General features: G+C 36.1%; 17 protein-coding genes. 12 read left to right on the forward strand and 5 right to left on the reverse strand.

Features of this window, described 5'->3' with window-relative positions:
- Positions 1 to 122: 122 nt before the first annotated feature.
- Positions 123 to 326, forward strand: coding sequence for a hypothetical protein (locus DM447_RS06975; RefSeq protein WP_112180526.1), 204 nt, complete (start codon positions 123 to 125; stop codon positions 324 to 326).
- A gap of 71 nt (positions 327 to 397) precedes the next feature.
- Here the strand turns inward: DM447_RS06975 and DM447_RS06980 are convergent, their stop codons facing one another.
- Positions 398 to 781 (reverse strand): hypothetical protein, encoded by a 384-nt coding sequence (locus DM447_RS06980; protein WP_112180527.1) that lies wholly within the window; start codon positions 779 to 781, stop codon positions 398 to 400.
- 210 nt (positions 782 to 991) lie between these two features.
- Between DM447_RS06980 and DM447_RS06985 the strand changes: the two genes are divergently transcribed.
- Positions 992 to 1,264, forward strand: a complete 273-nt coding sequence (locus DM447_RS06985; RefSeq protein ID WP_112180528.1) for a DUF1292 domain-containing protein — start codon at positions 992 to 994, stop codon at positions 1,262 to 1,264.
- A 94-nt stretch (positions 1,265 to 1,358) separates the two neighbouring features.
- Here DM447_RS06985 and DM447_RS06990 read toward each other — a convergent pair whose 3' ends face one another.
- Positions 1,359 to 2,465: a collagen-like domain-containing protein gene (locus DM447_RS06990; RefSeq protein ID WP_241964588.1), complete on the reverse strand. Its 1,107-nt coding sequence runs from the start codon at positions 2,463 to 2,465 to the stop codon at positions 1,359 to 1,361.
- A 409-nt stretch (positions 2,466 to 2,874) separates the two neighbouring features.
- Positions 2,875 to 3,711: a YheC/YheD family protein gene (locus DM447_RS06995; protein WP_112180529.1), complete on the reverse strand. Its 837-nt coding sequence runs from the start codon at positions 3,709 to 3,711 to the stop codon at positions 2,875 to 2,877.
- 231 nt (positions 3,712 to 3,942) lie between these two features.
- On the opposite strand from DM447_RS06995, the gene DM447_RS07000 reads away from it, so the two are divergent.
- The 6 genes from DM447_RS07000 to DM447_RS07025 are packed head-to-tail and all read left to right on the forward strand — an operon-like array spanning position 3,943 to position 14,470.
- Complete coding sequence (locus tag DM447_RS07000; protein WP_112180530.1) at positions 3,943 to 5,565, forward strand: diguanylate cyclase; 1,623 nt, start codon at positions 3,943 to 3,945, stop codon at positions 5,563 to 5,565.
- Between the two features lie 2 nt (positions 5,566 to 5,567).
- A complete protein-coding gene (locus tag DM447_RS07005) occupies positions 5,568 to 6,614 on the forward strand; it encodes a HEAT repeat domain-containing protein (protein ID WP_112180531.1) in 1,047 nt (348 codons plus the stop codon).
- Entirely contained in the window at positions 6,615 to 8,018 is a 1,404-nt protein-coding gene (locus DM447_RS07010) for a glycosyltransferase family 2 protein (protein ID WP_112180532.1), read from the forward strand. It begins immediately after the preceding gene.
- Positions 8,015 to 11,233, forward strand: coding sequence for a hypothetical protein (locus DM447_RS07015; RefSeq protein ID WP_112180533.1), 3,219 nt, complete (start codon positions 8,015 to 8,017; stop codon positions 11,231 to 11,233). The genes DM447_RS07010 and DM447_RS07015 overlap by 4 nt, the downstream gene beginning before the upstream one ends.
- A 2-nt stretch (positions 11,234 to 11,235) precedes the next feature.
- A complete protein-coding gene (locus DM447_RS07020) occupies positions 11,236 to 11,604 on the forward strand; it encodes a response regulator transcription factor (protein ID WP_112180534.1) in 369 nt (122 codons plus the stop codon).
- The gene (locus DM447_RS07025) at positions 11,594 to 14,470 is read left to right on the forward strand and encodes an ATP-binding protein (protein ID WP_112180535.1); all 2,877 of its coding nucleotides are present in this window, start codon (positions 11,594 to 11,596) and stop codon (positions 14,468 to 14,470) included. The genes DM447_RS07020 and DM447_RS07025 overlap by 11 nt, the downstream gene beginning before the upstream one ends.
- Before the next feature lie 129 nt (positions 14,471 to 14,599).
- Here DM447_RS07025 and DM447_RS07030 read toward each other — a convergent pair whose 3' ends face one another.
- Positions 14,600 to 15,307, reverse strand: a complete 708-nt coding sequence (locus DM447_RS07030) for a lysophospholipid acyltransferase family protein (protein ID WP_112180536.1) — start codon at positions 15,305 to 15,307, stop codon at positions 14,600 to 14,602.
- A gap of 323 nt (positions 15,308 to 15,630) precedes the next feature.
- Here DM447_RS07030 and DM447_RS07035 point away from each other — a divergent pair, with 323 nt between their 5' ends.
- From DM447_RS07035 to DM447_RS07050, 4 genes are all read left to right on the forward strand, one after another.
- On the forward strand, positions 15,631 to 16,884 hold the full coding sequence (locus DM447_RS07035) for an ATP-binding protein (RefSeq protein ID WP_112180537.1): 1,254 nt from the start codon (positions 15,631 to 15,633) through the stop codon (positions 16,882 to 16,884).
- Between the two features lie 205 nt (positions 16,885 to 17,089).
- Positions 17,090 to 17,290 (forward strand): cold-shock protein, encoded by a 201-nt coding sequence (locus DM447_RS07040; RefSeq protein WP_112180538.1) that lies wholly within the window; start codon positions 17,090 to 17,092, stop codon positions 17,288 to 17,290.
- Between the two features lie 535 nt (positions 17,291 to 17,825).
- Complete coding sequence (locus DM447_RS07045) at positions 17,826 to 18,521, forward strand: TetR/AcrR family transcriptional regulator (RefSeq protein ID WP_112180539.1); 696 nt, start codon at positions 17,826 to 17,828, stop codon at positions 18,519 to 18,521.
- Positions 18,522 to 18,539: 18 nt separating this feature from the next.
- On the forward strand, positions 18,540 to 20,591 hold the full coding sequence (locus DM447_RS07050; protein ID WP_112180540.1) for a CocE/NonD family hydrolase: 2,052 nt from the start codon (positions 18,540 to 18,542) through the stop codon (positions 20,589 to 20,591).
- A 58-nt stretch (positions 20,592 to 20,649) separates the two neighbouring features.
- On the opposite strand, the gene DM447_RS07055 is transcribed toward DM447_RS07050, so the two are convergent.
- Positions 20,650 to 21,189, reverse strand: a complete 540-nt coding sequence (locus tag DM447_RS07055; protein WP_112180541.1) for a GbsR/MarR family transcriptional regulator — start codon at positions 21,187 to 21,189, stop codon at positions 20,650 to 20,652.
- Between the last annotated feature and the right edge of the window lie 168 nt (positions 21,190 to 21,357).

The raw sequence follows: 21,357 nt of genomic DNA on the forward strand, positions 1-21,357 counted from the left end.
CTATAATCTAGTGAAAGGTACCATTACTTTGAGCTACAGAAGTTTAATCGCTTTAAGACGCGAGTAGTTAAATCAGGCGAAAAGTAACGTATCGTTAGTCGCACAACAAAGGAGCAAATCTCATGAAGTTTGGTATACGAAAACCGAGTCTAAAAAAGAGGATTTCAGCTAGAACAAGTGTAAAGAGGCAATTAGTTCATCGCGCAGGTTTAAAGATGCCAAAAGGAACTAGTTGGGCAAGGAATCCAAAAAAATATGCATACAATAAAGTCCATCAAAAAACATCTTTTGATATTTTTAAACTAATTAAGAAACTATTTAAGTAAGGTTGATATACTCACTGTGGTGAAGTACGCGTTAGTGCTGATGGTTCAGTTTGAAATGCTGAATCCCTACTTTATGTTTTTTGCAATTTTTTAATTCCTCTATAGGCTTTTGAACTTTTTGTTTTTATAAAGTCCCAGGTCGATTGGACAAAATTCATTACTTCATTATGCTTATACTTGTACAACATGATGGCTACTAAAGAAACTTCGCTTGTAATGTATAGCCAAATCCCTAATTTAAGTCCGTTTATAAATTGCGCTTCGCTTCTTAGGAATGCGTACAGAAACCAGTTAAATATTGCTAAAGAATAGAGTGTTAGATTAAGTACACTAGCTACAATTAAATTTGTGTGAAGGTTGATATGTGTTACTTTCATCGTATAAGTTACATATTTATAACTCGCAAAAAAAGCAGCTCCTAAACTAATAATATATATACTGTATGCTAAAATCATAAGTGAATTCCTCCTTGTTTTTACTAGTATGGTAGCTTAGTAGTTTTTTTATACCCAGTTTATAAAATTATTAGTCATTATCTATCTTATGTACGTTTTAAATATGTATTCTATACTTTTTGTAATTTTTTCATGTTTAGTTTGCATTTTTTGAAAATTTTAAGTTATGCTATATATGACAGTACATAATAGTACATGGGAGGGTTTATGATGGATAAAATTGAAGTTGGTGAAGTATTTACCATTATTGATGAGCAAGAATTGGAACAAACAGTAGAAGTATTGGCGAATGTTACGTTAGAGGGAACGGATTATCTTGCTGTAAGTTTTCTAGCAGATCTAGAAGAGGAAGAGGAAGGCGATATTGATATCTTTTTCCTTAAAACAGATGAAGACGGTGACTTAACTGCTATTGAAGATGACGCGGAATTTGATAAAGTTTCTGAAGCATTTGATGAAATTTTAGATGATGAAGACGAGTAGGTAAGAATAGGCATAAAAAAGGCGCTCAGACAAAATGTCTGAGCGTCTTTTTTTATCTTATCATCTTGAATTAAGTGCTTTATATCCATTATAACTAATCTAATTTTTTAATAACAATCGAAGCATTTACATTTGTTTGTGTGCCTCCTGCTAAAGTTTGAAGTGTAACAGCTGCAGTAGAACTATGATTTCGAAGTGTGAGGACATCTCCAGATGCTATGGCAATTATAGCTTGACCATCGTTTTGCTGGGTACCTGCCCCAGATCCATAGACAGTTCCATCAACATTTGCTCCATTTAAAAATAATGCGAATTGGCTAGGTTCAACACCAGAAGTGGAGAAGGTAACCTCATAATCTCCTGGAGTGGTTACTAAGATTTCAGAGGTCCCAGGAGCATGGGTAATTCCAGGTGTGATTAATCCATTTGAGTCAAAAACAACATCTGCCTCTATAGGAACAACTTGAGCCCCAAGGTTATAAATATATCCGTATTCTGATAATCCAATCGCCGGTCCGGTAGCACCAGTATCGCCAGTAGGTCCAATTGGTCCAGTAGCGCCGGCAGGTCCGATTGGTCCGGTAGCACCAGTAGCGCCAGTAGGCCCGATTGGTCCGGTAGCACCAGTGTCGCCAGTAGGTCCAATTGGTCCAGTAGCACCAGTAGCGCCAGTAGGCCCGATTGGTCCGGTAGCACCAGTGTCGCCAGTAGGTCCAATTGGTCCGGTAGCACCAGTAGCGCCAGTAGGCCCGATTGGTCCGGTAGCACCAGTGTCGCCAGTAGGTCCAATTGGTCCGGTAGCACCAGTGTCGCCAGTAGGTCCAATTGGTCCGGTAGCACCAGTAGCGCCAGTAGGCCCGATTGGTCCGGTAGCACCAGTGTCGCCAGTAGGTCCAATTGGTCCGGTAGCACCAGTAGCGCCAGTAGGCCCGATTGGTCCGGTAGCACCAGTGTCGCCAGTAGGTCCAATTGGTCCGGTAGCACCAGTGTCGCCAGTAGGTCCAATTGGTCCGGTAGCACCAGTAGCGCCAGTAGGCCCGATTGGTCCGGTAGCACCAGTGTCGCCAGTAGGCCCGATTGGTCCGGTAGCACCAGTAGGTCCAATTGGTCCGGTAGCGCCGGTAGGCCCTGTGGGTCCTCCTGGAGGTCCGGTGGGTCCAGTAGGTCCAATAGGTCCTGGAGGTCCGCTAATTATATTAATTACACTATGCTTTACCTTACATCTGTGTGCTTTATAGACAAGTTCTGGACATTCTCTCTTTTTGCATCTGCAAATTCTATGTCCACATGCTTTACATCCATTGTTTTGGTAACTGTAATTTCTACGCAATAATTTTGAGTGCTTGTTTTGTTCATTCAATTTTTTTAACCTCCTTTCATCATACTTCTTTATTCTATGAAAGAAGTAATGATTATGAGAGGGTAAATCTCTTGTAAAAGTGCTTGTTTTTAAAAAATGTGTTGCCCGTTTGTTCTGCTAACGATTATACTATATCAAATATAGTTAATTAGTTTATGAGTAGTTAAAAAATGATTTCAATCCTCTTAGCTATCTTTATATTAATTCCTGTTAGATCCCCTAATCCGCGTTTTAATAATGATAAAACCCATTAAAAATACATGTTGCTTTTCTTCCATATTTTATACCGTCTTTTATCCATTGCAATCATTTGTTTATAAACATTTTTATCGGGTAGTTTTTTAAAAAGATCATAAGCTGGTCGTCCTTTAGCATCATTTGTATTGACTTCAAATAACCAGAGATTTCCGTTTCGATCGAGACCAAAGTCAGCACCAATGTCGACAAATGGATATTGACTATCAAGAACTTCAGAAATGGCGAATGTGGCATTTGCTAGCGTTCTTAACACTTTATTTCCTTTTGAGTATCGAAATAAATGTTGCAGTACGAATTCCGTTTCTACTACGCCACCACCATTTGTGAAATGATTAGAAACAATGGATTTCTCCCCACCAATGCGGGTTAAATCCCCTGCGTAAAGCCATTGACCATGTTCATCTCGTTGTAGATGGACACGAATGTCAAACGCCCGTGAATTAAAAGCGATAGTAGGTGCCTGTTGTTGAATGATGGCAAGCGTATTTTGATAGTATTGGGCCAATTTTTGCCACAAGGCTTGCTTCGTAGGGAGTGTTTCTTCTGATCCGTTCTGTTGTTTTACGTGATAGCCGTTATAAAAAGGCGTAATCCGTGTGATATGCAAACCTGCCCATGTATGGACTGGTTTTACATAAAAGGGAATAGACCTAGAGGTGAATTGATCAAACGATTGGATGGAAAAAATAGCAGTATAAGGCATTTGAAAAGGTAAATCATATTGGGCTAATAACTTATACATTTCCCACTTATTGAAAAACAGGCGTTGCTTATCAAAGGTCACTTCTGTACTAGGCGCAATCCTATTTTCAAAATTGTTACCGTTCATTTTGCTCACGCCCTTTCAATTTAAGATAATACTATATAGATATGGAATAACTAAATAAATGGTTCCTCTATTTTATGCTTAAGAGTATATCGGTATTCAGAACTACATGTTAATATAGAAGGTAATAGTACGAACAAAAAATAATAGAGAAAAGTGATCAGGTTATACAGCGTGTATCTCTTTTAGATCTAACATACTTGTTCCCATTCTAGCTTTAAAGGAGTAACCACAATGGACCTAAAGAAATATAAACATTTACTGTTAAATAATATAAAAAAACAAATAATTGCTTGGTTTGAGAGTGATAATGAAGCGAATATACCGAATGAGGAAGTGTATCGTTTTCTTCATTCGATAAAGGGAACTTCTGGTACGTTAGAATTAGAAGGGTTGTACCAACTTTCATCTGAATTAATTATCGAAGTAAAAGAAGAAGAAGATAGGCACTGGCTCGTAACTGAATTAAGGGAATATTTGTATCCTTTAATCCAATTGAGTTATCACTATGAACATTTTGAAGAGGAAGCGGATATCGAGCCAACGAATGCCTGGTTAGAAAGAGCGCCGCTCATTCATATTATTGGTGACGATGTTTCGATGCTAATTATTCTAAAGGACGCATTAGAAAAACAAGGTTGGATGGTTCTAACCAATACAGATCCTGAAAAAGCAACGAATCAATATTTCGACCTTTTACCAGATTGTTTAGTAATTGATCTCGATATGTCGATGAAGAATGGATTTGAATTATTAGAAGATATTCATGAACATAATAAGAGACAATTTGTACCAAAGGTAATCCTTAGTGTGAATAGTAATAGAGAAGAAAGAATCGCAGCATTTAAAACAGGTGCAGATGATTTTATGAAAAAGCAAATCGATATAGAAGAATTTATTGTGAGAATTAACCGGCATTTACAGAGGAAACAATTATTTGATCAGTCTGTTTCAATTGATGAATTAACGCAAGTATATAATAGAAAGCAATTACAGGATGTTTACCAAAGACAAGCAGATCAGTTTGTTGTGAAACAGCAACCATTTAGCATAGTAATGCTTGATATTGACCATTTTAAACAAGTTAATGATACCTATGGACATTCAGTAGGCGATAAAGTACTGTACGATTTTGCGCAGTTTTTGGTGAAAAACGTAAAAAAAGCAGATACAGTTTTTCGCTATGGTGGAGAAGAATTTATCATTTTATTCGCTGGCATTTCTTATCAAGAGGTACAAGAGAAAATACAAGGAATGATAGATGATTATGCTACAGTAAAACATCGTGCGAACGAATCTTATTTTTCGCTTACTTTTTCAGGAGGTGTATATACTGTGCAAGACCAAGCAACAGATTTATCAGTTGCGCTAGAACAAGCAGATCAAGCGTTATACAAGGCAAAGGAAAATGGCAGAGCACGGGTTGAAATAGGGAATGATACGCTACAAGAAGTTTCAAAGAAAAAGATATATGTATCTGTCATTGATGATGATGGCATAATCAGGACGATTCTAACAAAAATACTTAACAATATTAAGCTTGTACGTGTTGAATTAGATATTGAAGTTTTTGAGAATGGTGCAGCATTCTTTGAGAAGAAGCGACCTGAAGTTAAAGGGAAACATTTCATTATATTAGATGGTGTCATGCCTGTCATGGATGGAATAGAGGTTCTTCAAAAATTAAAAAGTCAAAAACATGCTGCAAATTTCAATATTATGATGTTAACCAGTCGAAAAAGTGAAAATGATATTGTTCGTGCATTAGCTTTGGGTGCAGATGATTATTTAACAAAGCCGTTTAGTATTAACGAATTGCAAGCGAGAATTCAACGCTTACTTCAAAGGATTGAGTAACTATGCTAAGTGGAGAACTTTTTGCTTTATCGGTATTAACCGTTTTTATTTTCGTGTTATTGACTTTTCTTTTAGGTTATTTACTAATTAGAAAAGCACGAGAAAATAGAAGTCGTAAGCGAATTAAACAGTATAAAGAAAATTATAAAGCCTCGGTCTATGACTATTTAGTTACGGGTGATTCCTCCCGATTACTTCGTCCAAGTGGGAAAGAAAGAAAATTGGCGATAGAGGAACTGTTAAGTGATTTCTCAAATGTATTAGAAGGGGAAGATGAAAAGAAAAATCTCTCCAACTATGCAACACTTTACTTAACCGAGACATATCGTAGTTATCTAAAAAGCAGACAGTGGAGTAAACGGATGAATACATTGTTTCTTATCGAAGACTTATATATGGATGGATTAGCCGAAGATGTCAAGAAAAACATAGTGGATCATCCGAGAGTGACGAAGGAAGAAGTTGTCCAAGCTTTATCTATATTAGCACGTTTTAAAAATTCAGAACTTTATTATTATATCGATTTAAAAAGCGAACAACTTTTAGAATTTGATCTTCGTACTATTCTTCGCAGGGTAGAAGATGATGAATTTAACGTTTTTTTAGATAATTTTAAAAAAGAAGCACCTGCGCTTCAATATGCAGTAGTAGAAAAAATAGGGAACTCGAAAGATATAGAATCTATTTCCTTTTTAGAGTCGATCTATCAAGAATATAAAGGTGAAATAAAAATACGTGCATTAAAAGCTATTGTAAAGATTGGATATGTAAATGATATAACGGACTATTTACCTTTATGTGAATCTAGCTCATGGCAAGAAAGAATGCTTGTTGCCAGGTTGTTGAAAATAGAACAAGATCAACGTTCACAAAACTGCTTAAAAAAGTTACTTCATGATGAATCCTGGTGGGTAAGGTCACAAGCAGGGGAGAGTTTAGCTAGTTTTCAAGATGGTTTCGAAATTTTAACAACTATTACACAGGAAAGTCAGGATGCGTATGCACGTGATATGGCGAATGAATGGTTGAATAAAGGAGTTATCACTTAAATGGATTTGCAAACAATTATCCAACTCTATGCGTGGGGAATTGCAATTTATATGATTATTGTAATTACCTTTTATACGGTTATTCTTTTTTTCTCAACGCTTCAAGTGAGAAAACAATATCGCCTAAATCGAACGGAGCCATATGAAAACTATCTAGATGAGAGTTTTACAAGACCTATTTCTGTTATAGTGCCTGCATATAATGAAGAAGCTGGTGTTGTCCAAAGTGTCCGATCATTGTTGACGATAAATTATCCCGAATTTGAAATTATTGTTGTAAATGATGGTTCAAAAGATCAGACATTAACGATTATGCTTGAGAAATATGAAATGGTTAAAATCGATAAAGTAGTTAGAAAACAACTTCAAACAGAAGAGGTACAGGCTATTTATCAATCTAAAATCCTTCCAAATTTATATATGATAGATAAGAAAAATGGAGGAAAAGCAGATGCATTAAATGCAGGGTTAAATGTATCGCATTATCCTTATTTTTGTTCGATAGATGGTGATTCAGTCTTAGAAAGTGATGCTTTTTTGAAAGTAATGAAGCCCATTATAGATTCAGGAGAGGATGTAATTGCATCTGGCGGTAGTGTACGAATTGCAAATGGGTGTGATATCCGAAATGGTAGTTTAGTTAAAATCGGTCTTTCCAATGCGCCAATTGTTGTCATGCAAGTAATTGAGTATTTGCGTGCTTTTTTAATGGGAAGAATTGGTTTAAGTCGCCATAATTTGTTGTTAATTATCTCTGGAGCATTTGGTGTTTTCTCAAAGCACTGGGTTTTAGAGGCGGGTGGTTATAAGCGCAATACGGTTGGAGAAGATATGGAGTTAGTAGTACGCCTGCATTGTTTGATTAAAGAAAAAGGTTTAAAAAAGAAAATAGTTTATGTTCCTGATCCAGTTTGTTGGACAGAAGTGCCAGAAAGTTTTGGTGTATTACGAAGTCAAAGAAGACGCTGGCATAAAGGACTTTTTGAAAGTTTATGGAGTCATCGCAAAGTTACTTTCAATCCTAAGTATGGGGCAATTGGGTTTGTCTCGTTTCCATATTTTTGGATCGTAGAGTTTTTTGGGCCAATTGTCGAACTCTCGGGTTATCTGTTCATTCTATTCACTCTCTTTAGTGGTGGCGTGTATATTGAATTCGCTATTTTATTATTTTTATTATCTGCACTTTATGGTTCTGTTTTTTCAATGGCATCTGTTTTATTAGAAGAATGGAGTCTGCGTAAATATCCAAAAGTATCAGATATCGTTAAGTTATTTTTATTTGCTCTAACAGAAACGCTTTGGTATCGCCCACTTACGGTTCTTTGGAGATGTGAAGGGATATGGCAAATTATCCGCCGTGACCATAGTTGGGGCGAAATGAAAAGAAAAGGTGTATCGAAATGAAAAAGCTATCAATTAAAGGTCCACGTCTATTTATTCTCTATATTGTATTGTTACTTATTGTACTTACTAGTCCATTTTGGCTTTGGCAGCTAAAGCCCGCAGAAGAGCTTGATATATTAATTGTCGATAAAACCGTTCCGAATTTATCCTATCAGGAGCATCAAGGTCTTACTTGGATTTTAAATAACAATAAATATCAGAAAACAGATGGAACTGACTATGTAATGGGACAAGATTATGTAGGGTTTCACCCAACAAGTAATCAAGAATATACGATTAGTAATTTACCTGAAGAACTTGATGGATATCCATTGATTTATTTAACTGATCTGTATGGGGTTTATGAAGATGAATTCTATGGTGCAAATGAAACTGGTGATCAATCAGAATTAATCTATGGTGGCTTACAAGATGAGGAAGTAGACAGATTAGAAGAGACGTTGTATGACAATGGCAATACACTTATTGCAGAATTTAATACATTTGCAAGCCCGACAGAACCTGCTATTCAAGATAGAATGTATAATCTATTAAATATTAAATGGAGTGGCTGGATGGGGCGGTATTTCTCTGATCTAACGAATACGGAAGTGCCAAACTGGGTAAAAGAAAACTTAGCGAATCAAGGACAAGAGTGGGACTATCAAGGTTCTGGGTTTGTCTTTATTAATAGCGAGGATTTTGTCCATGTGGTCTCAGAAGATGGGCTCACGGCAGAAGGTATCCAACTTGAATCAACAGAAAACGGTGAAGCCTTTTTTGGCAAGGAAATTCGTACAAGTTATGGCTATTGGTTTGACGTGATCGCTGCAAATGATGAGGAGGAAGTTTTAGCTACCTATTCACTTCCTGTAAAGGAGAACGAACAGGCTACGCTTGAATCTTTTGGTATTCCAACGCAGTTTCCAGCAATTGTGCAGCAACAAAATGCTAGCTTTACGACGTATTATTTTGCAGGAGATTATGCAGATCAAGCAGAAGTCCCTGGAATATATCAAACTGAAGGATTAGGCTTTCTACGTAAGCTCCAAGGTAATCAAGACTTTTATTGGGATGCTTATGTACCATTAATGAAATCGGTTCTGAATCAGGTAGACGAAAAAACAGTCGAACAAGAACCAGTTAGTATTGTCGAGAATAATGGTATACAAACAAATGCGCAAACAGGTTCTTCCTATATTCAACTATACAAGGATGGCGAATGGGAAGATTTTTTAATTAAAGGTGTAAATATGGGCATCACAAAAGCGGGGTCTTTTCCTGGTGAAACAGCTATTACGAAAGAGGAATACTTTAGCTGGTTTCAACAAATAGGCGATATGAATGCCAATTCCATTCGAGTTTATACAATTCATCCACCAGGATTTTATGAAGCGTTATATGCGTATAACCAACGTGCAGAGAACCCATTATACGTATTTCACGGTCTGTGGGTGAATGAAGAAGATATGTTGAGCGCCCAGGATGCTTTTTCACCTGAAATAGTCGAAGATGTGGAAGCAGAAATAGAGCGAGTAGTTGATGTCATTCATGGTAATGCGGACTTACCAGAACGCCCAGGACATGCCTCTGGTAGCTATACAAAGGATGTTTCTCCCTATATATTAGGGATTATTTTTGGAACAGAGTGGGACCCATATGTTGTGCAAAGTACAAATGATAAATGGGAAGGGATGTCGCAGTTAGCTGGCGAATTTGTGGAAACAACAGTTGCTTCTCCATTTGAGATCTGGCTTGCTCAAATGATGGAATATACGGCTGCATATGAAACAGAGCAATATGATTGGCAACATGCGCTTAGTTTTACCAATTGGGTTACAACTGATTTACTGGATCATCCAGTTGAACCATTAGAACAAGAAGATCTCGTTTCGATTAATCCGAATCATATAAGTACAACGGATCAGTTCACAAGTGGTATGTTTGCTTCTTATCACGTTTATCCGTACTATCCTGATTTTTTAAACCTAGATCCTGACTACACCAATTACTTGGATCAGACGGGTGAAAAGAATAACTATGCGGGCTACTTAAATGAGTTAAGACAAGCACATCAAATGCCTGTTCTTGTAGCAGAGTTTGGTGTACCTGCTTCACGTGGTCTAACCCATCGAAATGTGCACGGTATGGATCAAGGATTTCTATCAGAAGTAGAGCAGGGCAATAGTAATCAAAAACTATTTGAGTCAATTGTACAGGAAGATTATGCAGGGGGTCTGGTATTTTCTTGGCAGGATGAGTGGTTCAAGCGAACATGGAACACGATGGATTATGATAATCCAGACAGAAGGCCTTACTGGAATGACGCCCAAACAAATGAACAACATTTTGGTTTGCTGAGCTACGATGCAGGTACGTTAGATACGGCTATTTATGCTGATGGGAATACCGGAGACTGGGAGCGAAAAGGGATAGATCCAGTCTATCAAGCTTCTGATTCAGAATCATTCTTAAATCAATTATACGTAGACGCAGATGAAGAAAATCTCAACATTCGCATCGATTTAGAAAGACCAATTGATTGGGACAAGGATGATCTCTATCTTGCATTTGATACGATTGAAGCGCAAGGACAAACTGATTTAGCTCTAGGTAACGACCAACAAGTCTCGTTTGATTTTGCTACAGATTTTAAATTGGAGTTACCAAATCCAGAAGAAGCGCGGCTAGTTGTCGATAGTTATTATGATGTATTTTACTATCAATATGGCGAAGATTTAGAAATGATTGAAGCAAATGAATATGCCAAGCAAAAAGATAATGGTGTCTTTCATCCGATTCGTTTAGCTTTAAACAAGGAGTTAATCGTTCCTACGAAGGATGTTACATTACCGTTTGAATCTTATGAGACAGGAAAACTTCTTTTCGGAAATGGCAACCCAACTAGTGAAGATTATTATTCTTTAACCGATATAAGCATTAGTGCAGATAAAATGATGCTAGAAATACAGATTCCATGGCTATTATTAAATGTAAAAGATCCAAGTTTAAAAGAGGTAATTGGTGATATATATAACGGTGGTTTAGCAAGTAGCAATTTCATTGATGGAATAACAATTGGAATGGTTGCATTGGAGAATGAAGAAGTAATCCAGCAAGCTGAAGCGTATTATGAATGGGACACTTGGAATCAACCCACCTATCATGAGCGTTTAAAACCGTCCTATTATATCATGCAGGAGCTATATCAAACTATTCAATTGGTGGAGGAATAAATGTGAAAAAGATTTTATTAGCAGAGGATGAAGAAGTCCTTCGTATGTTGATTGTTGATACGATTGAAGATGGTGACTTTGAAATAGATGAAGCGGCCGATGGCAAAGAAGCATTAACGAAAATTGCTGAAAATGATTATGACCTACTTATATTGGATTATATGATGCCACAAGTTACGGGAGTGGAAGTAATAGAAGAAGTACGAAAGAATCCATTAAAAAATAGTGTTAAAATCCTGATGTTATCAGCAAAAAATCAGCAATATGAACAAGAGAAAGTATTAGCAGTTGGAGCTGATTACTTTATGGCTAAACCGTTCAGTCCATTAGCCTTATTAGATAAAGTAGAGGAAATTTTAAATGAAAATTAAAGGTTATTTAGACCAAAGTTTATCCTTGCAATTTGTTGGTTTAATGGCTCGCTTTCTCCTCTTTATCATAATTGGAGCGGTTATTATTACGATTGGTTATATCCAGTTAAATGCATATCACGCAGCCCAAGATGAAACACTCGAGCGAAAAGAAACGATTATCCAACGAATTGATACGAGTTTTAATCAAGCATTTTTCGATTTTAGAGGCTATTTTGCCTATAATAATGAGGTATTAAAAGATAGTGGATATGCACAGGAAGATAAATTACGTTCCTTTATAGCAGATTTTCAAGAAGTAGCGGTAACAAATGAAGACTTTATTTTTATTGAAAATGTTAGAGAGTTTTTGTCGTACTATTATACTGATTTAATCCCTGTTATGATTGCTGATTATGAACAAGGAAATGTCGACGAGATTCAAACTATTGCGAATGATGGCGTGACAAATAAGCTAGAAATTTTTCAGGAAGAAGTACGTAGCTATCGGTTGAAAGTCGATGGTCAAATTGAATCGAATTATAAATTACATGCTGAGCGTAATGGGTATGTGTTGCTGGTGGTCGGACTTTATTTAGCAGGCATTATTTTTCTGTTATTCAGGATGACACGGACAATGTTTATCAATATTGGTAGACCGATAAGTGAATTTGCAGGAGTGGCTAATGAAATTGCTACTGGTAAAGATGCCGATATGAATTTTATGAGTGATCGAAAAGATGAACTGGGTCAATTGTCAGATGCCTTTAAGAAGATGGTTAAAACTTTACAAAGTAAGGAACAGGATCTTCTGGGCCAAAATGAAGAATTGATCGCACAGCAAGATGAATTAGAAGTGCAAAAAGAAGAGTTAGAAAATGTACTTATTCATTTACAACAAAGTGAAAATAACTTGAAGCTTCGAAATGAATTTGTCAAAGGAATTTCAAATTCATTAAATAAACAAACAGTATTACAAGAAATAATCGTGAATATGTGTAAAGTAACAGAAGCAGATCAAGGTATTATTTCATTTTTAGAAGAAAAAGATTTTGCTTCCTATGGCGTATCAAAAGCTGGAGAAGTGCAATTTCTTGCTAATCTAGATAATGGTTTACATGAAAGATTAATGCAGTCCAAAAATAGTTTTACCGTTACACGTGAATTAGAACAAGATGAGAAAGGTCTTCATGAAGGAAAAAGTTATGCTTATGATTTATATTTCCCTGTAATAGATGTGGAAAATGAAGTCGGAGCAGTACTTGTTTTAAGTCGTTATGGAACACCTTTTCCTACGGATAAAATTGAAGAGTACGAAGGGTTTACTAAACAGATTTCAATTTCGTTGGAAAATATACAAATGTACGATAAAACAGAAGGTGATCGCAAACGCAATCAAGCTATTTTAAATACTGTATTAGAAGGCATTCAATTGGTAGACTTAAACGGGCAAACAGTTCAAGTAAACCAAAAATTACGCTCGGTCTTTAGTTGTCAAGATTGGAATGCAGAAATTATCGGTCTGTCAGCTGCTGAATGGACAAATGAAATGGTAGCACACGTAGAAGATAAAGAAGCATTTAAGGCATTTTTCTCAAGAGCGATAGAAGCTGAAGAAATGGATGACTTCTTCCAGTATACGTTACAAAACAAAAACGAAATTTATAAAGTATATGCAACTAGTTTATTTGATGAAGAAGAGAAAATTGGTACTGTTTTTGTGCACCGAGATATTACAAAAGAAGCAGAAATTGATCAAATGAAGTCGGAATTTGTTAGCACGGTGAGTCATGAGTTACGAACACCATTAGCTAGCATTTATGGCTATACAGAGTTAATGCTGAATCGTACATTAAAGCCAGAAAAACAGAAGAAATACCTGACAACCATTTATCAAGAAACAACACGTTTAACTTCTTTAATAAATGACTTTCTTGATGTGCAGCGTATGGAAGCAGGAAAACAGAGCTACGCAAAAAAATATGTTGATCTAGTAAAAATAATTGATAAAGTAGTCGATACGCAACAGATAAACGCGTCACTTCATCACTTTAACGTAATAATTGATTCTGACCATACCATGGTGCTTGGTGATCAAGATAAGCTGGAACAAGTATTTACCAATCTTATCAGCAATGCCATCAAGTACAGTCCAGATGGTGGAGAAATAGCTATTCAGTTATATCAAGACGGAAACTATCTTAAAACTGCAATTAAAGATGAAGGCTTAGGAATTCCTAAGGATGCATTGGCTAACCTATTCGCTAAATTTTATCGTGTTGATAATTCTGATCGCAAGACAATAGGTGGAACAGGACTTGGCCTTTCAATTGTGAAGGAGATTAGCCATGCACATGATGGGGATGTAGCTGTTTCTTCTGAGTACGGTAAAGGTAGTACATTCACGCTATCCTTACCATTAGTTGAGTCGATAGCTACTACAGAGACTTCTCCTGAAAATGAAGTAGTAGAAAATGCCTTTACTGTTTTTGTGGTGGAAGATGATTATAGTCTTGCTACTTTGATTGAACAGGAATTGATGGAAAATAAATTCTCTGTTTACCACTATACTAAGGCACTAGATGCTATCAATCAATTGAGTCATCATATGCCAGATGCAATTGTACTTGATTTAAATCTTGAAAAAGGTGAAATGGATGGTTGGGAGTTTATGGGTGAACTGAAGAAAATGGATGCTAAATATAGTGATATTCCGATTATTATATCTTCTGCCCTTGAAGAAAAGGATAAAAGCTTTGCACTCGGAGCTATTGATTATCTAGTAAAACCTTATAAAGCAAGTGATTTATCTAGAACAATTCTACAAATTTTATTGATGAAAGAAAAACGTGGTCAAATTTTTATCCCAGATGCGGATAAGAAATAGATCCTTTAGTAAAGATGGTTGATGATTTATACAAACATTAATCTTTTAGAAAAAAGTATAAAAAGAACGCAGATACTGCAAATGGACATGATGTCATTTGGTTAGTATCTGCGTTTTTTATTTGATAAGTTATAAATGTTTCTTTATTTGTGTTAAAACTTCTGATGCTAGTTCGCTTGTATCTTTGAAGTCGCGTGAATCAATTGGATCAGAGTAGTGAACAGCAACTTTCGCTGGTGTATTGCCACCTTTTTTACCAATTAATTTATACGAGTCTTTAAAGGTAACGGGGATTACCTTTACGCCTGCCTTAAGTGCAATTCGTAGACTGCCTGATTTAAAATCACCAATCTCTGGCCCTTTGCTTCGCGTTCCTTCTGGAAAAATCGCGAGAGGATGTCCTGATTTTAAACTTGCAATAGCCTGATTAATTGCCTTAAGCGAGTTACGTGCATTACCTCTATCGATAAATACGCACCCTCGTTCTTTCATCCAATAACCCAATAACGGAATTTTCTCCATTTCTTTTTTTGCAACAAAGGCCATTGTTTGTGGTGCTGTCGAATATAAAATTGGAATATCCATATTACCTTGATGATTTGCAACATATAAGACAGGTTCATCTAACGGAATATTTTCCGTACCTGTTACGGTTAAGTCAGCACCTGAAATTTTAATTAATTTTTTAGTGCATTTTAATATTATTTTATCCATAAGCATTAATTTTTCTTTGTTTTTACCAGCTTTATTTAATTTATTTATAGCAAATGATTTATTTGCCTTACTTAAAATATAACCCCACATATAACCTTGAAATACTAGCGTTCGCATAGGCATAGTATTATTCTCCTTTTCATGTTAGCTATTCTACTGCCATCATACAAGAAATATCGACGCGTAATAAGTCACAAATGCTCATGTTTTAGATGACATATGTCATGTATCGTATGGTTTATTTGAATAAAAACCTTGTTCATTTGAAGCAGACAGAAAAATTAATTAAAAGCGGAACTAGTGACTTTGGAGTTTAACATTTTATTTTATTGTAAAAGTAGTGTTAAGTTTATTCGTTTATTTACTTTTATCTGTAATTTTTTCCTAATGTTATTGTAAAAAAAACCACTATGTGGGAAAATACGTATATATAGAGGGGTGATTGAATGATATTTAATTTTGACGAATTATTGATTAATTTTTTGTTTATATTTATACCGTACTTTATATTTCAAACATTCTGGCTTGATAAAGGAAAATCAAATCATAAATATACTGATTTTATAATTGTTATTTTACTCAGTTTAACTATTACATTTTGTATGGCTCACCCAATTAGGTTTTCAGACGGGATTATTTTTGATTTAAGACAAATTCCATTTATAATAGGATTGTTTTATTTTGGTTGGCGTTTCGGTCTAGTGTTATATTTAACAATACTGGTTAATCGGCTTTTTATTGGTGGCGAAGGTTTTTATATCACTTTTTTAGTTACTACATTTATGTTAATTTTCATATCACTATTTAAAAATAAATATGATTGCTTTGGTATCAAAGGGAAGATAACATCACTTACTGCAGCCGCTATTTTTTCATCTATAGCTATTGTTCTATTATCTCATGCAACGATTCAACCCCTATCTTTTGAACAGAACCTTACCTCAATAAATTTCATTATCATTCAAGGTTTAAGTATGCTTATATTCGCATATATCATACAAAATTCAATACAAGTTATAAAAATTCGAGAAGAATTACTAGAAACAGAGAAATTGAAGGTCGTTAGTGAATTGGCTGCAAGCGTATCACATGAAGTCCGTAATCCGATAACTATAACAAAAGGCTTTTTGCAATTGCTTATGACGCCAGATCTTTCAAATCAAAGCAGAATGAGTTATGCTGCTTTGTCATTAAAGGAATTGGAACGAGCAGAAAATATTATAACGGATTATTTATCTATTACAAAAGCAAAACCTGATAGTTACGTTGTTTCTACGATGGAGTCAGATATTGAATATGTTGTCAGTGTATTATCGCCTTACGCAGCCATACATAATGTCGATATAATAACTAAATGTAATAACCAATTAGTTGTGAAGTATAATCAAAATCAGCTGCAACAAAGTTTTATAAACATTGCTAAAAACTGTATAGAGGCCATGCCAGACGGTGGTGTGTTATCGATTGAAACAGGAGTTAATAAAAATAATGTTATTGTTTCTATCAAGGATAGTGGTTGTGGCATGACTAAAAAGCAACTAACAAAACTTGGAACACCTTACTTCACTACAAAAGAAACTGGGACGGGCTTAGGTATGACAGTTAGTTATAATGCGATTCATCAGATGAATGGAACGATTAAGGTATACAGTACAATAGGAACGGGCACGGAATTTAATATTACATTACCGGGTGCGTAAGTAATTATGTAATAATCGCTATAAAAATTCCAATTGATGCAAAAAAATAGAAAAAACTTGCATTTAAAAAAATCCCATGCTATAGTAAAGAAGTTATTTGTGTTTGGTGTGTAAGGAGTAAGTATTTAAACTTTTCGCCTTTGATATCTAATTGAGCATTGATAGTAATAAATTGTGGAATATATCCACATAGGAGGAAACAAACATGCAAGAAGGTACAGTAAAATGGTTTAACGCAGACAAAGGTTTTGGTTTCATCGAAATTGACGGAGGAGAAGACGTATTCGTTCATTTCTCAGCTATCCAAGGCGAAGGATTTAAATCACTTGACGAAGGTCAAAAAGTTACATTCGAAACTGAAGAAGGCCAACGCGGACTTCAAGCTACTAATGTAAACAAAGCGTAATAGCTTTATAATGAAAGGACTCTATTCTGTAGAGTCCTTTTTTATTTGTGAAAAGGGGCCAGGACCTGTTAAGCGACAATTTGTCGCTTAACAGGTCCTGGCCCTTTTTTGCTTTTCTGATAGACGCTTTAATCCAGCGGAGTGCCCGATAATCCGGCGGAAGAGGGCCATAATCCGACGGAGCGCATGATAATTCGGCGGAAGGGAGCCATAATCCGACGGAGCGCACGATAATCCGGCGGAAGAGGGCCATAATCCAGCGGAGTGCCCGATAATCCGGCGGAAGAGGGCCATAATCCGACGGAGCGCATGATAATTCGGCGGAAGAGGGCCATAATCCGACGGAGCGCATGATAATTCGGCGGAAGGAAGCGATAATCCGACGGAGCACAAGATCATTTTTTACCGATCGACCTTTGACAAAAAAAGTGAGTTTGTTATAATGAACATGTTCATAAGAAAAACACGTTCACAAAATGAATCAATTTTACCAACAATAAGTAGAAGATAAATGCTAGTAGAAAGGGAAGCGAAGATGAACAGTGAAAAGAAGGAAATACAACGAGCAAGGATGTGGCGTTATTTTCTTGATGCAGCAACGGAAATGATTGAGCAGGATGGAATGGACCATGTCACGATTCGCAAAATTGCAGATCGAGCTGGCTTCACAAGCTCTACTGCTTATAATTATTTTAAAGATCTTTCCCATTTAAAATTTTTTGCATCGATGCGTTTTACAACAGACTATATAAATGATTTACCAGATTATTTAAGTAAAGGTGAAAATACGATAGAGAACTGGTTATACTCATGGGAATGTTTTTGTAAGCATTCTTTTGAAAGACCGGAGATTTATGAAATTATTTTTATGGAAGATCTAGGTGGATCTGTGGATGACTTATTAGAAGATTATTACAAGATATACAAAGAAGATTTAATTGGGTTACCCGAAGAAATTAAACCAATTGTATTGGAATTAAATTTTTCTAAAAGAAGTAGCCTCTATTTAAAAGATGCTGTAGAAGAAGGATTTATTTTAGAGGAAGATGTTGATCTATTAGCTGATACAACATTGATGATTTGGAAGGGTATGATGAATACCGTGTTAAATCGACGCAGAAGGTATACCAAGGAAGAAGCTGTCCAAAAGACGCTTTCTTTTGTTTATGATTATGTCCGACGTGTCGTTGTAACAGATAAACAAAAAGAAATTAATTACACCATAAGATAAGACGAGAGGTTGTGCAAAGTGGTTTTTAATATTAAAGATTCAGATAAACGTACAGTGAAAACAGATTATCCAAGAAAAATTGAAAAGATAGAACATGTATGGATTCCAATGTCTGACGGTGCTAAGTTAGCTGCGACAATCTGGCTTCCAACAGATGCAAAAGAGAAACCGGTACCAGCTATTTTGGAATACATTCCATATCGAAAAAATGATTTTACCGCTATCCGAGACTCAGCAAGACATCCTTATTTTGCCGGCCATGGTTATGCAAGTATACGTGTTGATATTCGTGGTTCAGGTGACTCTGATGGCATTTTACTTGATGAGTACATCAAACAAGAACAAGATGATGCATTGGAGATCTTCGATTGGGTTGTTAAACAAGACTGGTCAACAGGTTCAATTGGAATGATCGGTAAATCGTGGGGTGGATTTAATGGTTTGCAAGTCGCAGCAAGACAACATCCTGCATTAAAAACAATTATTACACTAGATTCCACAGATGACAGATATGCAGATGATGTGCATTATCGTGGTGGTAACGTGTTAGCTTCTGACATGCTTTGGTGGTCATCCACTATGTTTGTTTATAATGCAAGACCACAAGATCCACAAGTAGTAGGTGAAAGCTGGAGAGAAAACTGGTTGGATCGACTTGAAAACACGCCGCCATTAGTTGAAGAATGGATGAGACACCAACGGAGAGATGCTTATTGGAAGCATGGATCGATATGTGAAGATTATTCAGCTATTCAAATCCCTGTATTTGCGATTAGTGGTTGGCAAGATGCTTATACGAATACCGTTTTCCGTCTGCTCGAAAACTTGCCAAAAGAGAGTAAAGGATTAATTGGCCCATGGGCACATGAATATCCAGAAGTTGCGACACCAGATCCAGCTATTGGCTTTTTACAAGAGTGTTTGCGTTGGTGGGATCAGTGGTTAAAGGGAATTGATACTGGAATAATGGATGAACCAAAATTAACTTCGTGGATCCAAGATAGCGCATTACCACAAGTAACCTATACAGAACGCCCAGGTAAATGGGTAGGTGATACATCATGGCCATCTACAAATGTAAAAGATAAATCATTGTGGCTAAAAGATGGAAAGCTAATGAATGAAGCTAGGGAAGGCGAGAAAGTTCTGATACCAAGTGTGCAAGAACATGGTTTTTATACAGGTGTATTCTGTCCGTTCGGTCAACCTGGTGATTTGCCTGGCGATCAGCGTCTTGAAAACGGGAAATCAGTTGTTTATACTTCCGATCCACTTGAAGAAACAACCGAACTATTAGGACATCCTATATTTCATGCAGAGATTTCATCAGATCAAGAAAATGCACTGTTAAATGTTCGGCTCTGTGATAAAGCACCAACTGGAGAATCAACGTTAATTAGCTGGGGGATGTTAAATCTGACACATCTTTCGTCACATGAGCATCCAGAAAAACTGGTACCCGGCAAGAAGTATAAGGTTGAAATTAAATTGGATGCTCTAGGACAAAACTTACCTAAAGGACATCAACTTGAAGTAGCAATTTCACCAACCTCTTGGCCACAAGCTTGGCCGTCAGCAAAACCGGTTACGCTCACACTTTATAGTGGGAAAGAGACAAGGTTAACGATACCTGTACGAACACCGCAAGCTGAAGATGTTAACGCTGGAAACTTTGAAGCACCAGAAACAGCAGAAATAATGGAAAAAGAAGTACTTCGTGAAGAAAAGCGTACGCGTGAAGTAAGACATGATCTGATTAACGGTGTATGGAAATTAGAAGACTTTTCTGATGAAGGGGAACGAAGACTGCCACATAACGGTATAGAATATGGTAGTACAAATGCAAATACATTTACAATTGAAGAAAATAGGCCATTGTCTGCACATGTAAAATGTGATTGGGAATTGAAATTAGGTAGAGCCGAATGGCAAACGAAACTAGTTAGTAGTAGTGAAATGACTAGTGATGAAAAGACTTTCTATCTGACTAATACATTGACAGCTTATGAAAATGAAGAAGAGGTATTTCATAAACAATGGAAAACAGAAATTCCAAGGGATTTTGTTTAAAAGAATTTCCGAGGAAATAAAAAATAGTAAGCATCTAATCGATGCTTACTAGTAAATCTTACTTTTCATCTTTTTTAGGAACATGATTGAAGATGTCATGTGATTCAAATAAATCGACTAAACGTTCAATCCACTCAAAATATTCTTGGGACTTTTCGGATTCATCGATAAGTATTTGTGCTTGTTGTTTTGCTTCAGCATCTAGCGTTTGATCTTGAAGTGCTTTCTTTAAGTCTAGCTTATTCTTTTGTTCAGAATGTTTGTTGCGTTGCACAACTTTCTTCCAGTTAGATGTGAATAGAGAAATGAAATTCTGATAATAATCTGGATCGACCGTATAAAAGTCTTTGCGAGAACCTTTAATAAAAACTTTCTCAGCAAGATTCAGATCGACCATTTCTCTTAATACTTGACTCATTCTGGTTTTGCTCATACCAGTTTTGTCCGCTAGTGTACCCAAGTCAAGTGGCTCGCCTGCAAAATAAATGAAGGCATAAACACGACCAATCGTACCAGGGAAACCATAAGATTTCATATTTTCAGCTACTTGCTCTATCGTGCGATTATAAACTGTTTCTAAATAGTGATTATTTTCCATCAATACCAACTCTTCTAAATTTAGTTAGTAACAGATTAGCATAGTTGGAACAAAATAGGAAGTGTCTGATCGTGTCGGAAAACAGAGAAAAATGAAGTAAATGTATAAACGTAAATGTTGTACACGTTATAAACTTAATATTTTATAAAGTTTGTGCAATTATAAGTT

The organism is Paraliobacillus zengyii (assembly GCF_003268595.1).
Taxonomy (GTDB): domain Bacteria; phylum Bacillota; class Bacilli; order Bacillales; family Amphibacillaceae; genus Paraliobacillus_A; species Paraliobacillus_A zengyii.